The 17,359-nt window shown below is 66.5% G+C and carries 16 protein-coding genes; 4 read left to right on the forward strand and 12 right to left on the reverse strand.

Annotation, left to right across the window (positions count from 1 at the left end):
- Window positions 1–112: 112 nt before the first annotated feature.
- Window positions 113–1,036 carry an alpha/beta hydrolase gene (locus K1Y73_RS13775; RefSeq protein ID WP_225028883.1) on the forward strand — a complete coding sequence of 308 codons (924 nt, stop codon included), beginning with the start codon at window positions 113–115 and terminating at the stop codon, window positions 1,034–1,036.
- Window positions 1,033–1,779: a class II aldolase and adducin N-terminal domain-containing protein gene (locus K1Y73_RS13780; RefSeq protein WP_225028884.1), complete on the forward strand. Its 747-nt coding sequence runs from the start codon at window positions 1,033–1,035 to the stop codon at window positions 1,777–1,779. Before K1Y73_RS13775 ends, K1Y73_RS13780 begins: the two co-directional genes overlap by 4 nt.
- 43 nt (window positions 1,780–1,822) lie before the next feature.
- Here K1Y73_RS13780 and K1Y73_RS13785 read toward each other — a convergent pair whose 3' ends face one another.
- The 6 genes from K1Y73_RS13785 to K1Y73_RS13810 all read right to left on the reverse strand — a co-directional run bounded on the left by K1Y73_RS13785 (window position 1,823) and on the right by K1Y73_RS13810 (window position 9,994).
- Window positions 1,823–2,656 (reverse strand): alkaline phosphatase family protein, encoded by an 834-nt coding sequence (locus K1Y73_RS13785; protein ID WP_225028885.1) that lies wholly within the window; start codon window positions 2,654–2,656, stop codon window positions 1,823–1,825.
- Between the two features lie 125 nt (window positions 2,657–2,781).
- Window positions 2,782–4,419 carry an ABC transporter ATP-binding protein gene (locus K1Y73_RS13790; protein ID WP_225028886.1) on the reverse strand — a complete coding sequence of 546 codons (1,638 nt, stop codon included), beginning with the start codon at window positions 4,417–4,419 and terminating at the stop codon, window positions 2,782–2,784.
- The gene (locus tag K1Y73_RS13795; protein ID WP_225028887.1) at window positions 4,412–5,248 is read right to left on the reverse strand and encodes an ABC transporter permease; all 837 of its coding nucleotides are present in this window, start codon (window positions 5,246–5,248) and stop codon (window positions 4,412–4,414) included. The genes K1Y73_RS13790 and K1Y73_RS13795 overlap by 8 nt, the downstream gene beginning before the upstream one ends.
- The gene (locus K1Y73_RS13800) at window positions 5,245–6,240 is read right to left on the reverse strand and encodes an ABC transporter permease (RefSeq protein WP_225028888.1); all 996 of its coding nucleotides are present in this window, start codon (window positions 6,238–6,240) and stop codon (window positions 5,245–5,247) included. Before K1Y73_RS13800 ends, K1Y73_RS13795 begins: the two co-directional genes overlap by 4 nt.
- Before the next feature lie 10 nt (window positions 6,241–6,250).
- On the reverse strand, window positions 6,251–7,846 hold the full coding sequence (locus K1Y73_RS13805) for an ABC transporter substrate-binding protein (RefSeq protein ID WP_225028889.1): 1,596 nt from the start codon (window positions 7,844–7,846) through the stop codon (window positions 6,251–6,253).
- A gap of 111 nt (window positions 7,847–7,957) precedes the next feature.
- The gene (locus K1Y73_RS13810; RefSeq protein ID WP_225028890.1) at window positions 7,958–9,994 is read right to left on the reverse strand and encodes a CocE/NonD family hydrolase; all 2,037 of its coding nucleotides are present in this window, start codon (window positions 9,992–9,994) and stop codon (window positions 7,958–7,960) included.
- A 133-nt stretch (window positions 9,995–10,127) separates the two neighbouring features.
- Between K1Y73_RS13810 and K1Y73_RS13815 the strand changes: the two genes are divergently transcribed.
- On the forward strand, window positions 10,128–10,652 hold the full coding sequence (locus K1Y73_RS13815; RefSeq protein WP_225028891.1) for a GFA family protein: 525 nt from the start codon (window positions 10,128–10,130) through the stop codon (window positions 10,650–10,652).
- 129 nt (window positions 10,653–10,781) lie between these two features.
- The gene (gene betC, locus K1Y73_RS13820; RefSeq protein WP_225028892.1) at window positions 10,782–12,287 is read left to right on the forward strand and encodes a choline-sulfatase; all 1,506 of its coding nucleotides are present in this window, start codon (window positions 10,782–10,784) and stop codon (window positions 12,285–12,287) included.
- Here the strand turns inward: betC and K1Y73_RS13825 are convergent.
- From K1Y73_RS13825 to K1Y73_RS13850, 6 genes are all read right to left on the reverse strand, one after another.
- Entirely contained in the window at window positions 12,274–13,368 is a 1,095-nt protein-coding gene (locus K1Y73_RS13825; RefSeq protein ID WP_225028893.1) for a hypothetical protein, read from the reverse strand. The two genes, betC and K1Y73_RS13825, sit on opposite strands and share 14 nt — an antisense overlap.
- A 55-nt stretch (window positions 13,369–13,423) precedes the next feature.
- Entirely contained in the window at window positions 13,424–15,040 is a 1,617-nt protein-coding gene (locus tag K1Y73_RS13830) for a GMC family oxidoreductase (RefSeq protein ID WP_225028894.1), read from the reverse strand.
- 83 nt (window positions 15,041–15,123) lie between these two features.
- On the reverse strand, window positions 15,124–15,528 hold the full coding sequence (locus K1Y73_RS13835; protein ID WP_225028895.1) for a rhodanese-like domain-containing protein: 405 nt from the start codon (window positions 15,526–15,528) through the stop codon (window positions 15,124–15,126).
- Window positions 15,529–15,541: 13 nt separating this feature from the next.
- Window positions 15,542–15,994 carry a DUF1810 domain-containing protein gene (locus tag K1Y73_RS13840; protein WP_225028896.1) on the reverse strand — a complete coding sequence of 151 codons (453 nt, stop codon included), beginning with the start codon at window positions 15,992–15,994 and terminating at the stop codon, window positions 15,542–15,544.
- The gene (locus tag K1Y73_RS13845; protein WP_225028897.1) at window positions 15,991–16,791 is read right to left on the reverse strand and encodes a carnitinyl-CoA dehydratase; all 801 of its coding nucleotides are present in this window, start codon (window positions 16,789–16,791) and stop codon (window positions 15,991–15,993) included. Before K1Y73_RS13845 ends, K1Y73_RS13840 begins: the two co-directional genes overlap by 4 nt.
- Window positions 16,792–16,794: 3 nt before the next feature.
- On the reverse strand, window positions 16,795–17,359 hold a 565-nt coding region (locus K1Y73_RS13850), incomplete at its 5' end, for an acetate--CoA ligase family protein (protein WP_225028898.1).

Genomic DNA, 17,359 nt, shown 5'->3' on the forward strand with positions numbered 1-17,359 from the left:
GCCTTGTCCCGCGCCCGGCGCCGCCCCAGCCCTGCCCGGTTGCCCGAACGCGCGAAACCCCGCACAGTGCCCCCGACGCGTCGCCCCAGACCCGTTCGCGCCGGAGATCAGCATGGCAGATCCAGATTACCAAAGCCTTATCGACGCCCCGACCTGGGCCTTCATCCGCGCCACGGATGCCGCCTATCCGCCCGACACCGCCAGCCTGACCATCGCCGATCAGCGCCGGATCTATGATGCGATGTGCCGGCTGTTCTTTCAGGGCTACCCGCCCGGCGTGACGGCCGAGGATCTGACCATCGGCGGCGTGCCCTGCCGGCGCTATCCGGGCGCCGGGCCGGCCACGGTGATCTATTGCCATGGCGGCGGCTATGTCGTGGGCGGCTTGCACAGCCATGACGATGTCTGCGCCGAGATCCGCGCCGCGACCGGGCTGACGGTGATCGCCGTCGATTACCGGCTGGCGCCCGAACACCGCCACCCCGCCGCGTTTGACGATGTCTGCGCCGTGATCGCGGCGGTGCCGGGCCAATTGGTGCTGGCAGGCGACAGCGCCGGCGGCAATCTCTGCGCCGCGGCGGCGCATCGCCTTCGCGATCCGCGCATCCTGGGCCAGGTGCTGATCTATCCGGGCCTTGGCGGCGACCGGACGCAGGGCAGCTACGAAACCCATGCACAGGCGCCGATGCTGACCCGCGCCGATCTGGATTTCTATGCCGGCATCCGCCATGGCGGCGAAGCGCCTGCGCCGGGGGATCCGACGGTCTCGCCGCTGCAGGACCGCGATTTCACCCGCCTGCCAATGACCCTGGCCATTGGCGCCGAATGCGACCCGCTGCATGACGACGCCCCTGCCTATGCCGCGGCGATCACCGCCGCCGGCGGCCGGGCCCGCGCCGTCACCGCGACCGGGCTTGTCCATGGCTATCTGCGCGCCCGCAAGACCGTGCCGCGCGCCGCCGACAGTTTCGCCCTGATCACCGCCACCATTACGGCCTTTGCCACCGGCCACTGGCCCTTCGAGGGAAGCCCATGACATTGCATCACAATCTGACCCATCAGGCCGCCCGCCAGGACCTGGCCGCCGCCTTCCGCTGGACCGCGCGGCTGAACATGCATGAGGCGGTGGCGAACCATTTCTCGCTGGCGGTGAACCCCGAAGGCAGCCGCTTCCTGATCAACCCGAACGGCCGGCATTTCAGCCGGATCACCGCCTCGTCGCTGCTGGAGCTGGACGCGGACGATCCCGAAACCATGCAGCGCGCCGATGCGCCCGACCCCACCGCCTGGGGCCTGCATGGCAGCATTCACCGCGCCTGCCCGCATGCGCGCTGCGTCATGCATGTGCATTCGGTGCATGCAACCGTGCTGGCCAGCCTGGCCGACTCGCGCCTGCCGGCGATTGACCAGAACACGGCCATGTTCCACAACCGGCATGTCGTCGACGACCATTACGGCGGCATGGCCTTTGGTGACGAGGGCGCGCGCTGCGCGCAGATGCTGCAGGATCCGAAGGTCACGACCATGGTCATGGGCAATCACGGGGTGCTGGTGATCGGCCGCACGGTGGCCGAGACCTTCAACCGCCTGTATTACTTCGAACGCGCGGCCGAGACCTATATCCGCGCGCTGCAGACCGGGCAGAAGCTGCGCCATCTTTCGGAAGAGGTTGCCGAAAAGACCGCGCGGGAATGGGAAGACTATCCCGGCGCCGCCGATTTTCACCTGCGCGAGATCCGCGCGATCCTGGACAAGGACGCGCCCGATTACGCCCAATAGGGGGCGAAGTGCCCGAATTTTCGACGAAAATTCGGGTCCCCGCTCAGGCCGTCATGAAGGGCGCGGCCTTCATGCTTGCCGGCACCGGCACGCCCATGCGGGTCAGGATCGAGGGGGCAAGGGCCAGCTGGTCCAGCACCACATCGCGCGCGGGCATGTCGGCGCCGCCGAAATAATAGAAGGCGAAATCGCGCTGGATCTCGGCCGCGCCGCCGTGATGGCCGCGCGCATCCTGACCGTGATCGGCGGTCACGATCACCTCATAGCCCGCCTTGCGCCAGCGATGGACAAAGGGCGCCAGCGTGGCATCCATCTTGAAACAGGCATCATCCATCTCTTCGCAATCGTGGTAGAAACGGTGGCCCATACTGTCCAGCGTGCAGGTATGGAGGATGCCGTAGTCGATTGATTTGACTTCGCAAAGCCGCGTCAGCGTGCCGAACAGATCGTAATCCGCCGGCGTCATCTGGTTCACATGCCCGTAGCCATGCATCGTGTGGAAGCGGCCATGGGTGATCGGGCCTTCGGGTTCGTCATATTCGATGTCGCGCACCACATCGAAGGGCGCGCGGTTGAAGAATTCCGACCAATAGGAATGGGTTACCGCCCCGGTCTTCTTTCCGGCCCGGGTCAGTTCCGAGAAGATGTCGGGAAACTCCAGCCGCCGCGTATCGGCATTGTCCCAGATCCCATGCACCTGCGGCGGCAGGCCGGTATGGATCGAGGCATAGCAGCTGGCCGAGGTCGAGGGCAGGACCGAGCGCATCTTCCAGACCCGCGCCTCGCCCGAGGCGACCCAGCCTTCCAGATTGCCGAACAGCCGCCGCCAATTGGCGTAGGGCACGCCGTCCAGGATGATGAGCAAGAGTTTTGTCATGTCTTCCGCAGGTCTTTCTTCTGTCTTCCTTGTGTCTCTATCGCGTCTCTACGCGGCCCCTTCGGGCCGCGCCGGAATTTTCGAAAATTCCGCTGCGATTTCTTCGAAGAAATCGCGCCGCGGGGTCAGTTGCCGGCGCTTTCCATCCGGCGATGCGCGATGGTCTTTTCCAGCCAGCCGATTTCCATCTCGGGCACCGAGGACAGAAGGAGATCGGTGTAATCGTCGAAGGGCGGCGCCAGCACGTCGGATTTCTGGCCGTAACGAACGACCGCGCCCTTGTACATGACCGCGATCTTGTCGGCGATGGCGCGCACCGTCGCCAGATCATGGGTGATGAACAGATAGGCCACCTGCGCCTCGGACTGCAGCGCCATCAGAAGCTTCAGGATGCCATCGGCCACCAGCGGATCCAGCGCGCTTGTCACCTCGTCGCAGATGATCAGCTTCGGATTGGCCGCCAGCGCGCGGGCAATGCAGACCCGCTGCTTCTGCCCGCCCGACAATTCGGCCGGGTAGCGGTCGGCAAAACCCTTGCCCATCTCGATCTGGTCCAGAAGATCCTGCACCCGCTTGTCGCGCGCAGCCCCCCGCAGGCCGAAATAGAATTCCAGCGGCCGGCCGATGATCGTGCCCACGGTCTGGCGCGGGTTCATCGCGGTGTCGGCCATCTGGTAGATCATCTGGATCTCGCGCAGGTCGTCCTTCGTCCGCCCCTTCAGCTCGCGCGACAATTGCCGGCCGGCAAAGCCGATGCGGCCCTGCGTGGGCGGCAGAAGCCCGGTGATGGCGCGGGCCAGCGTCGACTTGCCCGAGCCCGACTCGCCCACCACCGCCAGCGTCTGGCCCGGGGCCAGATCGACGGTGATGTTCTTCAGCACGTCGAAATTCGTGCCGCGATAGCGCGCGGTCACGCCTTCGACCCGCAGGATCGGCGGCGCGGGGGGCTTCTCCTCATGCTCCAGCGAGCGGACCGAGACCAGCGCCCGGGTGTAATCCTGCCGCGGGGCATGGATCACCTGCGCCGTGTCGCCATGCTCGACCAGGCGGCCATGGCGCAGCACCATGATTTCGTCGGCGACCTGGGCCACCACGGCCAGATCGTGGGTGATGTACAAGGCCGCGACATGGGTGTCGCGGATCGCTTCCTTGATCGCGGCCAGAACGTCGATCTGGGTCGTCACGTCCAGCGCGGTGGTCGGCTCGTCGAAGATCACCAGATCGGGCTTGGGGCACAGCGCCATCGCCGTCATCGCGCGCTGCAATTGCCCGCCCGAGACCTGATGCGGATAGCGGTTGCCGAAGGCTTCGGGATTGGGCAGGCCCAGCTTGCGAAACAGCATCACCGCCCGCGCCTCGGCTTCGGGCTTGGTCATGATGCCATGCGCCAGCGAGGTTTCGATCACCTGTTCCATCAGCCGCTTGGCGGGGTTGAAGGCCGCCGCCGCCGATTGGGCGACATAGGTCACTTCCTTGCCGCGCAGCGTGCGCAGATCGCGCGCGCTGGCCTGGCGGATGTCGCGGCCGTTCAGGGTGATCGTGCCCTGGGTCAGCCGCACCCCGCCGCGGCCATAGGCCATGGCGGAAAGCCCGATGGTGGATTTGCCGGCCCCCGATTCGCCGATCAGCCCCAGCACCTTGCCGCGCCGAAGTTTCAGATCGACGCCATGCACCAGCGTCACCTCTTTCGGCGGCTCGCCCGGCGGGTAGGAGGTGGCTTCGATCACCAGCCCCTTGATGTCGAGAAGCGTGTCGTCAGCCACCGCGGCCTCCTTTCAGGCTGGAGGTGCGGGTCAGCACCCAGTCGGCCACCAGGTTGACGGAAATCGCCAGCGCGGCGATGGCAAAGGCCGGCACCAGCGCCGCCGATTTGCCATAGACAAGCCCGTCCTTGTTTTCCTTCACCATCCCGCCCCAGTCGGCCAGAGGCGGCTGGATGCCCAGGCCCAGGAAGGACAGGGTCGAGATGAACAGGACCGCGAAGATGAAGCGCAGCCCGAACTCGGCCACCAAAGGCGACAGGGCGTTGGGCAGGATCTCGCGGAAGATGACCCAGGCCCCGCCCTCGCCGCGCAGCTTGGCGGCCTCGACATAGTCCATCACCGCGATGTCCACCGCGACGGCGCGCGACAGGCGGAAGACGCGGGTGCTGTCCAAGACGCCGATCACCAGGATCAGGACGGTCAGGTTCAAGGGCAGCACCGACAGCATCACCAGCGCCACGATCAGCGAGGGGATGGCCATCATCAGATCGACGATGCGCGACAGGGTCTGGTCGATCCAGCCGCCATTGACCGCCGCGAAGAAGCCGAAGAAGGCGCCCAGCGAGAAGGCCAGCGCCGAAGAGGCAAGCGCCACGAAGATGGTGATCTGGCCGCCATAGATCAGGCGCGACAGGATATCGCGGCCGATCGTATCGGTGCCAAGCCAGTATTTCGCGCTGGGAGATTCCCAGACGCCGCCGACCGCCATGTCGATCGGATAGGGGGCGATCCATTGCGCGAAGACGGCGCAGAACAGGAAGATGCCGGTCAGGCTCAGGCCGATGAAGGCGGCCAGGGGAAGACGGGTCTGGGTGAAGGGAAGTCTCATTTCGGATGCCTCAGCCGCGGGTTGGCGAGGATGCCGATGATATCCGCCAGCATGTTCAGGACGATATAGACCGCCGCGAAGATCAGCCCCACCGCCTGCACCACCGGCAGGTCGCGCTTGGTGACGTGATCGACCAGATATTGGCCAAGGGCGTTGTAGCCGAAGACCACCTCGACCACGACGACGCCCACGACCAGATAGGCCATGTTCAGCATCACGACCGAGACGACGGGGGCAATGGCATTGGGGAAGGCGTGGCGCCAGATCACCGTCATCGGCGACAGACCCTTCAGCTCGGCCGTTTCGATATAGGCCGATTGCATCACGTTCAGGATCGCGGCGCGGGTCATGCGCATCATATGCGCCAGCACCACCAGGACCAGCACGATGACCGGCAGGATGACGGCGTTCAGCCTTTCCCAGAACCCCATGCCCGGAAAGACCATGGCCACGGGCAGAAGCCGGCCCGAGCCGCCGGTGACCCAGCCGATGGCCTGGGTCAGCACATTGTCCTGGGTGAGCAGGAAGATCACGAAATAGGCGGCCACGAATTCGGGCAGGCTGATCGTGGTCAGCGTGACGCCGGAAATCAGCTTGTCCTGCCATTTGCCGGCATGGCGCGCGGCGATCAGGCCAAGGATGATCGCCAGCGGCACCGAGATCGCGGCGGCGCAGCCCGCCAGGAACAGCGTATTGCCCAGGCGCTGGCCGATCGACTGGGCGATATCGGCGTCATTGGTCAGCGCCAGGCCGAGATCGCCGGTCAGCACCCCGCCCAGCCATTGGAAATACCGCGTCAGCGGCGGCTGATCGAGCCCCATCTTCTCGCGCATGTTGGCCAGCGCCTGGGGCGTGGCCGACTGGCCCATGATGGCCTGGGCGGTATCCCCCGGAAGCGCCTCGACGCCCAGGAAGATCACCGCGGAACAGGCAAGAAGCAGGATCAGGCCCAGCGCAAGGCGCTGGACCACCAGTTTCAGGACGGGATGCACCGGGCGGTCCTCAGGCCAGCCAGCACTTGACCTGGCTGCGGCCGTTCATCAGCTCGCCATTCGGATCGTCGACCCAGCCGCCGATCGTATCGGACACGCCCGAGACGAAATCGTTGAACATCGGCAGGATCAGACCGCCCTCGTCGCGCAGGATATGCGCCATCTCGCTGTAGGACGCCTTGCGCTTTGCCGCATCCAACTCGCCCCGCGCCGCCAGCAGCAGCTCGTCGAACTTGGCATTCTTGAACTTGGTGTCGTTCCAGTCGGCGGTCGACAGATAGGCGGTCGTATACATCTGGTCCTGCACCGGGCGGCCGCCCCAGTAGCTGGCGCAGAACGGCTCGACATTCCAGACATTCGACCAGTAGCCGTCATCGGGTTCCAGCTTCACCTGCAGCGGAATGCCCGCGGCATTGGCCGAGGCGGCAAACAGGTTGGCCGCATCCACCGCCCCCGGGAAGGCGCCCGGCGCGGTGCGCAGGATGATCGGGCTGCCGTCATGGCCGGATTTGTCGTAATATTCCTTGGCCTTGGCGGCATCGTAATCGCGCTGCTCGATCGTGTCGTCGAACAGCGGATAGGCGGCGTTGATCGGGAAGTCATTCCCGCGCGAGCCCAAGCCCCCCAGGATCTTGTCGACCAGTTCCTGCCGGTTGACCGCATATTTCAGCGCCATGCGCATGTCGTTGTTGTCGAAGGGCGCCTTGTCGCAATGCATGATGAAGACGTAATGACCGCGGCCGGCGACGGCCTTGATCTGCACGCCCGGCACGCCTTTCAGCAGTTCCACGATCTTGGGGTCGACCCGGTTGATCATGTGGACCTGGCCCGATTGCAGGGCGGCGGTGCGGGCGGTGTTGTCGTTGATCACCAGGATCTCGACCTCGTCGGCATGACCGATCGAGCTGTCGAAGTAATTCGCATGCTTCTGGAAGGTATGGCGCACGCCCGGCTCGTTCACCACGACCTTGTAGGGCCCGGCCCCGATGCCCGCCGCGGGCGCGTCGACGCCGCCGCCGGGCTGGATGATCAGGTGGTAATCGGCCATCAGATAGGGCAGGTCGGCGCTGGCCGAAGACAGTTTCAGCGTGACCATGTCGCCTTCGGCCTTCATCTCGGAAATGCCCTGGACGATGCCCAGCGCGCCCGATTGCGACTTTTCATCCGTGTGCCGCTTCAGCGTCGCCACCACATCCTCGGCGGTGACGGTGCTTCCGTCATGATATTCCACGCCCTTGCGGATCTTGAACTTCCACTCGGTCGCATCGGGGCTGGAGCTGATTTCTTCGGCAATGCGGAGGTCGATCTGCCCGTCGGGGGTCACATCCACCAGCATCTCGCCCCAGGTCATGTTGACCTGGAACGGCACTTCCGAGGCGGCCAGCGCCGGATCCAGCGAATTGGTCGATTCGCCGCCCTGCATGCCGACGCGGATCGTGCCGCCCTTCTTGGCCTCCTGCGCCAGGGCAACCTTGCCGAACAGCGCGCCGGCAAGGCCCGCCGAAACGCCCAAAGCCGTTGACCGGCCCAGGAATTCGCGGCGGTTCATCGCGCCCTTGCGGACGCGGGAAATAAGCCAGTCCAACTGGGTGTGCTTGTCGTTCATATCCGTCTCCCTGTGGTCCTTCCCCCGGGCGATGCCGTGGGATTCTTTTGTTGATTATGGAATCAATAAACCGCGAACTTGCCCGGGCGGCAACGGTTTTTCCCGGCCCGGCTACACAAAGCTGCGCGCGACCTCCTCGTCCCAGTGGCGCTCGAAAACCAGCGTCTCGCCGTCCCAGGCGCGCAGCCGCGCGGCCAGGCGCAGATGGGTTTCGCTGCCGGTCATTTCCGCCTCGGCCAGCGTGCGCACCGACCAGCCGCCGCGCGACAGGCGCTGCTCCCAGCGCTGCAGCGCGCGGGCACTAAGGGGGTCATCGGGGTCGATTTCCCAGCGCTCGGAAAGCGTTTCGCCCGTGATCAGCCCATGGGTCATGTTCTCATGATCGCCCAGATCGTCCTCGATGACCAGAGCCCGCCGCCCGGTCAGCAGATCGCGCTCGATCCGCCGCTGCGTCTGGCCCGCGCGCAAGACGCGATGCGCCCAGGGCCTTGCATGCTCGGCCGGCGGCGGCTGCCATTCGGCGACATCGGCGCCCTGATGCACCGGCAGGGTCAGACGCCCGCCGGTCAGCACCAGCCTGCCGGCCCGGGGCGAGGGCCAGACGAACGGCCAATAGGAATTCGACAGCGCCAGCCGCAGATGATGGCCCGCGGCGATGCGATAGCCGGCCAGGTCCAGCGGAAAGGCCAGGTCCACCCCCTGCCCCGGCACCATCGGCGCCGGCCGGTCCATCCCGTCGCGATGGCACAGGTTCAGCATGCCATGGCAGATCCTTGTGCTGGCGCCATCGGGCCCGACATCGCACAGCCGCGCCACGACAAAGCCCAGGGGCTGGTCGGAAGACAGGGTCAGCCGCAGCTCGGCCTGGCCCAGAAGCTGCAGATCCTCGGCCAGCGGCGCCATGTCGAAACAGACCGACAGCGCATCGTCCTCGGCCTGATCCCCCGGCATCTCGGCCGCCAGCCCCATCGGAAAGAACTCGCCCGCCTGCAGCCCCAGATGCTGCGGCGTGGCGATTTCAACCGAAAACGCCGCCCCGCTTTCATCTGTCTGCAAATATCCTCGGGGGGTCCGGGGGGCAGACAGCCCCCCGGGGGAAGCCAGATGCAACGCCATCGGGCGAACGCGATCCGAGGGCCAGACGCGCTCGGCCACCCAATGCCCCTCCCGCGCCGCGGCCGAGGCATCGGGCGGCTCGGACCGCAGGATATAGGCCCGCAGCGCCGGATCCGCCTCGGCGCCATTCTCGATGCCTTTCAGCCAGCGGTCCCACCAGCGGATTGCCATCTGCAGAAAGCCGATCTGCGGCCCGGGCAGCGCGCTATGCGCGTAATTGTGACCCCAGGGCCCGATCACCCCCTGAACCGGCCCCGGCGCATGGGTCAGCAGCGCGCCGACCGTGTTCATGTAATTGTCGGCCCAGCCGCCCCAGATCATCACCGGCACGGTCATCCGCGCCCAATCCTCGCAGACCGAGCCATGCGCCCAATAGGCATCGCGCGCCTGATGCTGCGCCCAGCGCGGCGCCAGCCAGGGATCGGCCTCAAGCCGGCGGATCCAGTCGCCGCGCCAATCCTCGACCAGCAAAGGATCGGCCGGGCGCGACGAGAAGGACAGCATCACCGCCCCCCAGCCGAAATTCTCGCCCAGAAGGCAGCCGCCCTTGAAATGGATGTCATCGGCAAAGCGGTCGGTCGTGGCGCAGACCGAGATCACCGCCTTCAGCGCCGGCGGCTGGTTGAAGGCGGCCTGCAGGCAGTTGAAGCCGCCCCAGGACTTGCCCATCATCCCGACCGCGCCCGTACACCAGGGCTGGGCGGCCAGCCAGGCGATCACCGCGACGGCATCGTCCATCTCGGCCTGGGTATATTCGTCCTCCATCAGCCCCTGGCTGTCGCCATTGCCGCGCATGTCCACCCGCACGCAGGCATAGCCATGGCCGGCCACATAGGGATGCATCATCTCATCCCGCGGCAGGGTGCCGTCGCGCTTGCGATAAGGGATGTATTCCAGAACCGCCGGAACCGGCTGCGCCAGGGCATCGGCCGGCATCCAGACCCGCGCCGACAGACGGGTGCCATCGGGCATCGGAATGCCCATGTCCTCGGTCTCGGCAATGGCATGGGGAAAGTCCGTGCGGATGGACATGGCAGCTCCTTCAGGCTGATCAGACCAGCGCGCCGCCCCGGAAATTGCCGGATCGCGGCATATGGCCCGCCGTTTCCGACATTGCCCGCCGCAGCGCGGAAAGGCTAGGGTCGCGCAGAAGGAGATGCCGCGCATGACCGAGCTTGCCTGCCGCTGCGGCCAGTGCCGCCTTGCCCTGACCGGCCCGCCGATGATCGCGGTGGCCTGTTGCTGCGACAGCTGCCGCAAGGCCGCCGCGCGGCTGGAGGCGCTGACGGGCGGGCGGCCGATGCTGGGCCCGCAGGGCGAGACCGGCTTCGTCCTTTATCGCAAGGATCGCGTCCGGCTGCCCGCGCCGGCACAGATGCGCGCCCATCGCCTGCGCCCCGATGCGCCGACGCGCCGGGTGGTCGCGGCCTGCTGCAACACGCCGCTGTTCCTTGAATTCCAGAAGGGCCACTGGCTGAGCCTGTATGCCAGCCTCTGGCCCGCGGGCACCGCCCCCGCCCCGCAGCTGCGCACGATGACCGCCGACCTGCCCGACCGCGCGGCCCTGCCGGATGACATTCCCAATGCGAAAACCCAGTCGCCGGGCTTTTTCTGGGTGCTGCTGAAGGCCTGGATCGCCATGGGCCTGCGCGCGCCGCAGCTGGACATCCCCGAAGCGGAAGCCGGCTAAGCGCCTAGATCCTCTCGGCCCGCCCGCCGGGCCGATGTCGCAGGGCAGATCCGAGGCGGCGCATCCCCCCTATCGCCGCAGGGCGCGCGCCCCTAACCTTGGGCCAGATCCCGCGCCGGAGGCCCCCGCATGACCGCCCGCCCCAATATCCTGATCCTGATGGTCGACCAGCTGAACGGAACCCTGTTCCCCGACGGGCCGGCGGATTTCCTGCATGCCCCGAACCTGAAGGCGCTGGCCGCGCGCTCGACCCGGTTTTCCCAGGCCTATACCGGCTCACCGCTTTGCGCGCCGGGACGCGCGAGCTTCATGTCCGGCCAATTGCCGCGGCGCACGCGGGTCTATGACAATGCCGCCGAATTCGCGAGCGATATTCCGACCTATGCCCATCACCTGCGCCGCGCCGGCTATCAGACCGCGCTGTCGGGCAAGATGCATTTCGTGGGCCCCGACCAGCTGCACGGGTTCGAGGAACGGCTGACCACCGACATCTACCCCGCCGATTTCGGCTGGACCCCGGATTACCGCAAGCCGGGTGAAAGGATCGACTGGTGGTATCACAATCTGGGCTCGGTCACCGGCGCGGGCGTGGCCGAGATCACCAACCAGCTGGAATATGACGACGATGTCGCCTTCCAGGCCACGCAGAAACTGTACGACCTGTCGCGCGGCCAGGACGGCCGGCCCTGGTGCCTGACGGTCAGCTTCACCCATCCGCATGACCCCTATGTCGCGCGGCGCAGATACTGGGATCTGTACGAGGGCGCGCCCGAATGCGAACCGCCCGAAGCGCTGGCCTATGACGATATGGACCCGCATTCGCAGCGCCTGATGGATGCCTGCGACTGGCGGTCGCTGGAGGTGACGCAAGACCATATCCGCCGCGCGCGCCAGGGCTATTTCGCCAATATCTCTTATATCGACGACAAGATCGGCGAGATCCTTTCGGTGCTGGACGCGACCCGGCAGGAGGCGGTGGTGGTCTTCGTCTCGGACCATGGCGACATGCTCGGGGACCGGGGCTTGTGGTTCAAGATGAACTTCTTCGAGGGCTCGGCCCGGGTGCCCTTGATGGTGGCCGCACCCGGCATGGCGCCGGGGCGGGTGGACAGGCCGGTCTCGTCGATCGACGTGCTGCCCACGCTTTGCGATCTGGCCGGGGTGGACCTGTCCGAGGTCATGCCCTGGACCGACGGCACCAGCCTGGTGCCGGTGGCGGGCGGGGCCACGCGCGGGCCGGTGGCGATGGAATATGCCGCCGAAGGCTCGATCACGCCCCTGGTCGCGCTGCGCGACGGCGCCTGGAAATACATCGCCTGCCCCGCCGATCCCGAACAGCTGTACGATCTGGCCGCCGACCCGGCCGAGCGGGTGAACCTGGCCGCCGATCCGCGCGCGGCCGAGGTGCTGGCGCATTTCCGCAAGGAAGCCGCCGCGCGCTGGGATCTGGCCGCCTATGACGCCGAAGTGCGCCAAAGCCAGGCCCGGCGCTGGGTGGTCTATGAGGCGCTGCGCAACGGCAGCTATTACCCCTGGGATTACCAGCCCCTGCGCGCGGCCTCCGAACGCTATATGCGCAACCACATGGATCTGAATGTTCTGGAAGAGCAGAAGCGCTTTCCTAGGGGCGAGTAGCACGGGACGACGAAATGGGTGAAATCTTAGACGCCTTCGAGCCGGGGACGCGGGGCAATTCCTCGTAATACCAGTATTTGTCGCGGTTCTCGGGGAAGGCCACGTGAAAACCTCGCTCTTTGTATTCGGGCGCATAGACGAAACAGAAGCCTATCCGTCCGCGCAGCCTTCCAGACGGTTCCGCGAATTCCAGGAATCCGTAAAAATAGACCCAGTTTTCGGGTCCCGGCGCCGGTAGCGCTTCGGAAAATGTTGCGATTGTCGGGGACGCGCCTTGCGGACCGACAGGCATATGGAACGGATCGTTCAGCCGCCCGGAGACCCCCAGCTTGTTCAGCGCTTCATCCTCCGCCTCGGGGTCGATGACATCCGGGCATCCATCTTTGCATGTATAATCCCAGCAACGAAAGTATCTGAAAGTTACAGCAGTGCTGCGGCCACCATTCACGATCCTGCAGGTGACCGGCTCGGGGTGAAACGCGTCACCATCCATCTTGCCCCATCTGCCGTCCTTAAATCTAACACGTGACCCGTCGATGATCTCGACGGAAAGAAAAGGTGTAGCCTCGAGGCGCAACATATCGGTCGCAGCGCGCGTGGCCCTTCGCGACTCGCGAAGGGTCCAAACGAGGAGCAAGACGCCAAACGCACCAACCAGCGTCGACCACAACGTATAGCACGCCATGAGTTGTGTTGCGTCATTCATCGCCTGCGAGGCCTGGTTCATCCCCTCTTGCGCTGCAAGATCGCGGATCTCGCGTTCCACCGCCTCGGCTTCGCGACGGGCGCGGGCATCGGCGGTTGCCTGGTCTTCAATGATCTGGACTGGAAGAGGAAGCGGCAGGGTCTCCAGCGGCGCATCGTCTTGTGGCACGGGGTCTCGCGGCACGGAGTCGAGATCCTGCGCCCTCAGCGTCTGGACCGAAAACGCCGATCCAATGGCCAGAATAAAGAGCAGACGGTATCTAATCACTCTGGGCGCCCCCAAAACTTTCACTGTCGACCAGAATAGCACGAGACAGATGGCGGACGCATCCGCCACGTCGAGCTGAAGAAAGCGACCACCTACTGCAAATGCCACCCGAACCATCCCCGCCGGAGGCGCAGGGTGCCGCCGGGCGATCCCGCCGGGGGGGTCAGCGCGCGTCTTGCAGGATCAGTTCGGCCCCCTTCCAGCCGACCATGATCGCGGGCGCATTGGTGTTGCCGGCGATCAGGTTGGGGAAGCTGGAGGCGTCGGCCACGCGCAGGCCGTCGATGCCATGGACGCGGAGACGGGCGTCGATCACGCTGCTTTCCGGGTCGGGGCCCATGCGGCAGGTGCAGCTGGGATGATAGACCGTGCCCGACCGGTTGCGGAAATCCTCGATCAGGTCGGCATCCGACTGTACCTGCGGGCCGGGGCGCAGCTCTTCCTCGACCCAGCGCGCCATCGCGGGCTGCGCCATGATCCGGCGCAGGAATTTCACCGCGGCCAGCATCTCGGTCACGTCTTCCGCGGTGGAATAGGCATTGGCGGTGATCGCGGGATGCGCGAAGGGATCGGGCGAGGTGATCCGCACATGCCCGCGCGAGGTCGGGCGGCAGTTCGACAGGCCGACCGAGAGGCCCTGGAACGGATCGGGCGTCAGCAGCGGCCTTTCGCCCGCGCGGGGCAGCAGGGTCGAAAAGGCCTGGAAATACAGCTGCATGTTCGGCCGGTCATGGCCGTCATGGGTGCGGAAGAAGCCGCCGCCATGGTTGATCGACTTGGCCAGCGGCCCGCCGCCCAGCGCCAGATACCACAGCCCCATCAGGGCCTTGCCCCACCAGGGCCGCAGGATGGAATTGTAGGTCGAGACCTTCATCTTCCAGGTGTAGTTCAGCCCGTGATGGTCTGACAGGTGATCGCCCACATTGGGATTGTCGCGCAGGACCGGCAGGCCCATCTGCTGCAGCAGCGCCCCGGGCCCGATCCCCGACAGTTGCAGAAGCTGCGGCGAGTTGATCGCGCCGCCGGCCAGGATCACCTCGGCCCGGGCGCGCAGGCGCCGCGTCTCGCCGCCCTGGCGGTATTCCACGCCCGTGGCGCGGCCATTCTCGACGATCACCCGCAGCGCCTGGGCATGGGTCAGGACCCGCAGGTTGCGCCGCCGCATCGCCGGATGCAGGAAGGCGCGCGCCGCCGAATTGCGCCGCCTTCCCTTGATCGTCATCTGATAGGTGCCGGCGCCTTCCTGCGCGGCGCCGTTGAAATCGGGATTGTAGGGCAGGCCGGCCTCGGCGCAGGCGGCGATGTAATCCTCGACCAGCCAGTGCAGGCCGCGGCGGTTCTGCGAGATGTAAAGCGGCCCGCCCTGGCCGCGATAGGCATCCGCCCCCGCCTCGTTATGCTCGAGCGCCTTATAGGCGGCCAGAACCTGATCCCAGCCCCAGCCCGGATTGCCGGCGGCTTCCCAATCGTCGAAATCCTGCTTCTGGCCGCGGATCCACACCATGGCATTGATCGAGGAAGACCCGCCCAGAACCCGGCCGCGCGGAATATGGTCGCGCTGGCCGTTCAGCCCCGGATCGGGCTCGGCCGCGTAAAGCCAGTTGACCGCGGGGTTGTAGAACAGCTTGCCATAGCCCAGCGGCATCTGGACGAAAAACCGCCGGTCGCTGCCGCCCGCTTCCAGAAGCGTGACCTGATGGCGGCCGTTTTCGCTCAGCCGGTTGGCCAGCACGCAGCCGGCGCTGCCGGCCCCCACGATGATGTAATCCGTCTCGTCCATCGGCCACCTCTCGGCGGCACCCTAATCGGCGCGACGGCCGGGAATTGGCGGTTTGCGACAGGGAATGTCGGGGATGGTGGGAGTCAGCCCCTGGCGTCGCCGCCCAACTGTTCAACCGGCCCGCCCGCCGCGACCCAGCCGGTGAAGCCTTCGGTCACATGGGCGGCGGGAAAGCCCATATCCTGCAGCAGCGCGACGGCCAGCGCCGAGCGCCATCCGCTGGCGCAATGGAAGATGAAGCGCTTCTCTTCGCCGAAGACCGGCTTGAAATAGGGGCTGTCGGGATCGACCCAGAATTCCAGCATGCCGCGCGGGCAAGAGAAGGCGCCGGGGATGACGCCCGTCCGCTCGCGTTCGCGCGGATCGCGCAGATCGACGAACTGGACCGCGGGGTCGCCATGCAGTGCCACCGCCTCGGCCGCCGGAATCTCGGTGATCTTCGCGCGGGCGGCCGCCACCATCGCCGCCGCCGTGGTGTTCAAAGCCATGATCGCCTCCCCGCTATCGCGGCAAGGTCAGCATGGCGCGGGTTCTTTCGCAAGGCCCGCGATCAAAGAAGGTGGCCAGCAACTGGGCAAAGATCGGATCCGCCCCGGGAACCGAGGCAAACAGCGTCATCGACGACTGCAGCTTCTGCGCGTCGATCGGGCCCAGGATTTCGGCGGCGGGCTTGGCGCGATGGGCCAGCATCACCCGGCTGATCTCGGCCAGGCGCGGGCCCAGCACCGGATGGGCCAGATAGGCCGCCGCCTCGGCCCGTCCGGCAATGCCATAGCGTTGCGCCGCGGGCGACAGGCCCAGACCGCGCAGTTGCGGCCAGACGAACCACATCCAGTGGCCGGTCTTGCGGCCGGTGCGGATCTCGGCCAGCGGGCCGGGCCAGATCGCGGCCTGGGCGATGGTGAAGCGCTCCAGCCCTTCGGTCTGGGGCACGGGCTTGCGGCGGGCGCTCACTTGCCCTTCCAGACCGGATCGCGCTTTTCGGCAAAGGCACGGGCGCCTTCCAGCTGGTCCTCGCTGGAATACAGCCGGTCGACGGTCGGGAACTGGCGCTTGCCGATCCGGCTCATCGCGTCCTGGAAGCGCATGTCTTCGGCCTCGCGCACCACTTCCTTGATCGCCGCATAGACCAGCGGGGGCCCCGATTCCAGCAGCCGCGCCAGGGCCCAGGTCTTTTCCAGCAGATCCTCGGGGGCGCAAACCTCCTTGATCAGGCCCCAGCGGAAGGCCTCATCGGCATCGAACCAGCGCCCGGTCAGCAGAAGATCCATCGCCACATGATAGGGGATGCGCTTGGGCAGCTTGATACTGGCCGCATCGGCCACGGTGCCCGAGCGGATTTCCGGCAAGGCGAAGGTCGCGTTGGTGGAACACAGGATCAGATCGGCCGACAGCGCCAGTTCCAGCCCGCCGCCGCAGCAGATGCCCTGAACGGCGGCGATCACCGGCTTGTTCAGGTTCGGCAATTCCTGCAGGCCCCCGAAACCGCCCACGCCATAATCGCCATCGACCGCATCGCCTTCGGCCGCGGCCTTCAAGTCCCAGCCGGGGCAGAAGAACTTTTCCCCGGCCGCGCGCAGGATGCAGATCCGCAGACTGTCATCGTCGCGGAAATCGCGGAAGACCAGGCCCATCTGCCGGCTGGTCTTCAGGCTGATCGCATTGGCCTTGGGCGCGTCCAGCGTCACTTCCAGAATGGCGCCCTCGCGCCGGGTCTTGACCGGACCCTCGGTCCGCATCTGCATCGCCATTCGTCAGGCCCTCCGTATCAAGGCATCCACCGCGACAGCGCCTTCGGCGCGCACGAGGATCGGGTTGATTTCAATCTCTTCCAGGCCCGGATCGGCCAGCATCAGATCGCCCAGCCGCACCGCAAGATCGGCGACGGCTTCCATGTCGGCCCTGGGCCGGCCGCGATAGCCGTCGAGAAGCGGCCAAAGCCGCAGCCGGCGCAGCGCCTGCAAGACCTGCGCCGGCGTGCAGGGCAGAACCAGCGTGACCGTATCGGCCAGAACCTCGGCCGTGACCCCGCCCATGCCCAGCGTCAGGGTGACGCCATAGACCGGGTCGCGGCGCAGGCCGAGCAGGATTTCCGCCACCGCGCCGGTCACCATTTCCTCGACCAGATAGCCGGTGGCGCCCGGCATCTCGGCCTGGCCGTCCAGGCTGGCCAGCCCCAGACGCACCGCCCCGGCCTCGGTCTTGTGGGCAAACCCCAGCCCCTTCAGCGCGAAGGGCGGGGTCAGCCCCGCCATGGCCTTGGCCAGATCCGCCAGCCGCGGCGCCGTGACCGCGCGCGGCACCGCAACCCCGGCCCCG

Origin of the sequence: Xinfangfangia pollutisoli, from assembly GCF_020179405.1 — a bacterium.
Classification (GTDB): Bacteria; Pseudomonadota; Alphaproteobacteria; order Rhodobacterales; family Rhodobacteraceae; genus Pseudogemmobacter; species Pseudogemmobacter pollutisoli.

Coding starts and splice junctions, on each gene's coding strand:
- K1Y73_RS13775 (WP_225028883.1), top strand. CDS start 113: ATGGCAGATCCAGATTACCAAAGCCTTATCGACGCCCCGACCTGGGCC.
- K1Y73_RS13780 (WP_225028884.1), top strand. CDS start 1,033: ATGACATTGCATCACAATCTGACCCATCAGGCCGCCCGCCAGGACCTG.
- K1Y73_RS13785 (WP_225028885.1), bottom strand. CDS start 2,656: ATGACAAAACTCTTGCTCATCATCCTGGACGGCGTGCCCTACGCCAAT.
- K1Y73_RS13795 (WP_225028887.1), bottom strand. CDS start 5,248: ATGAGACTTCCCTTCACCCAGACCCGTCTTCCCCTGGCCGCCTTCATC.
- K1Y73_RS13805 (WP_225028889.1), bottom strand. CDS start 7,846: ATGAACGACAAGCACACCCAGTTGGACTGGCTTATTTCCCGCGTCCGC.
- K1Y73_RS13810 (WP_225028890.1), bottom strand. CDS start 9,994: ATGTCCATCCGCACGGACTTTCCCCATGCCATTGCCGAGACCGAGGAC.
- K1Y73_RS13815 (WP_225028891.1), top strand. CDS start 10,128: ATGACCGAGCTTGCCTGCCGCTGCGGCCAGTGCCGCCTTGCCCTGACC.
- betC (WP_225028892.1), top strand. CDS start 10,782: ATGACCGCCCGCCCCAATATCCTGATCCTGATGGTCGACCAGCTGAAC.
- K1Y73_RS13830 (WP_225028894.1), bottom strand. CDS start 15,040: ATGGACGAGACGGATTACATCATCGTGGGGGCCGGCAGCGCCGGCTGC.
- K1Y73_RS13835 (WP_225028895.1), bottom strand. CDS start 15,528: ATGGCTTTGAACACCACGGCGGCGGCGATGGTGGCGGCCGCCCGCGCG.
- K1Y73_RS13845 (WP_225028897.1), bottom strand. CDS start 16,791: ATGGCGATGCAGATGCGGACCGAGGGTCCGGTCAAGACCCGGCGCGAG.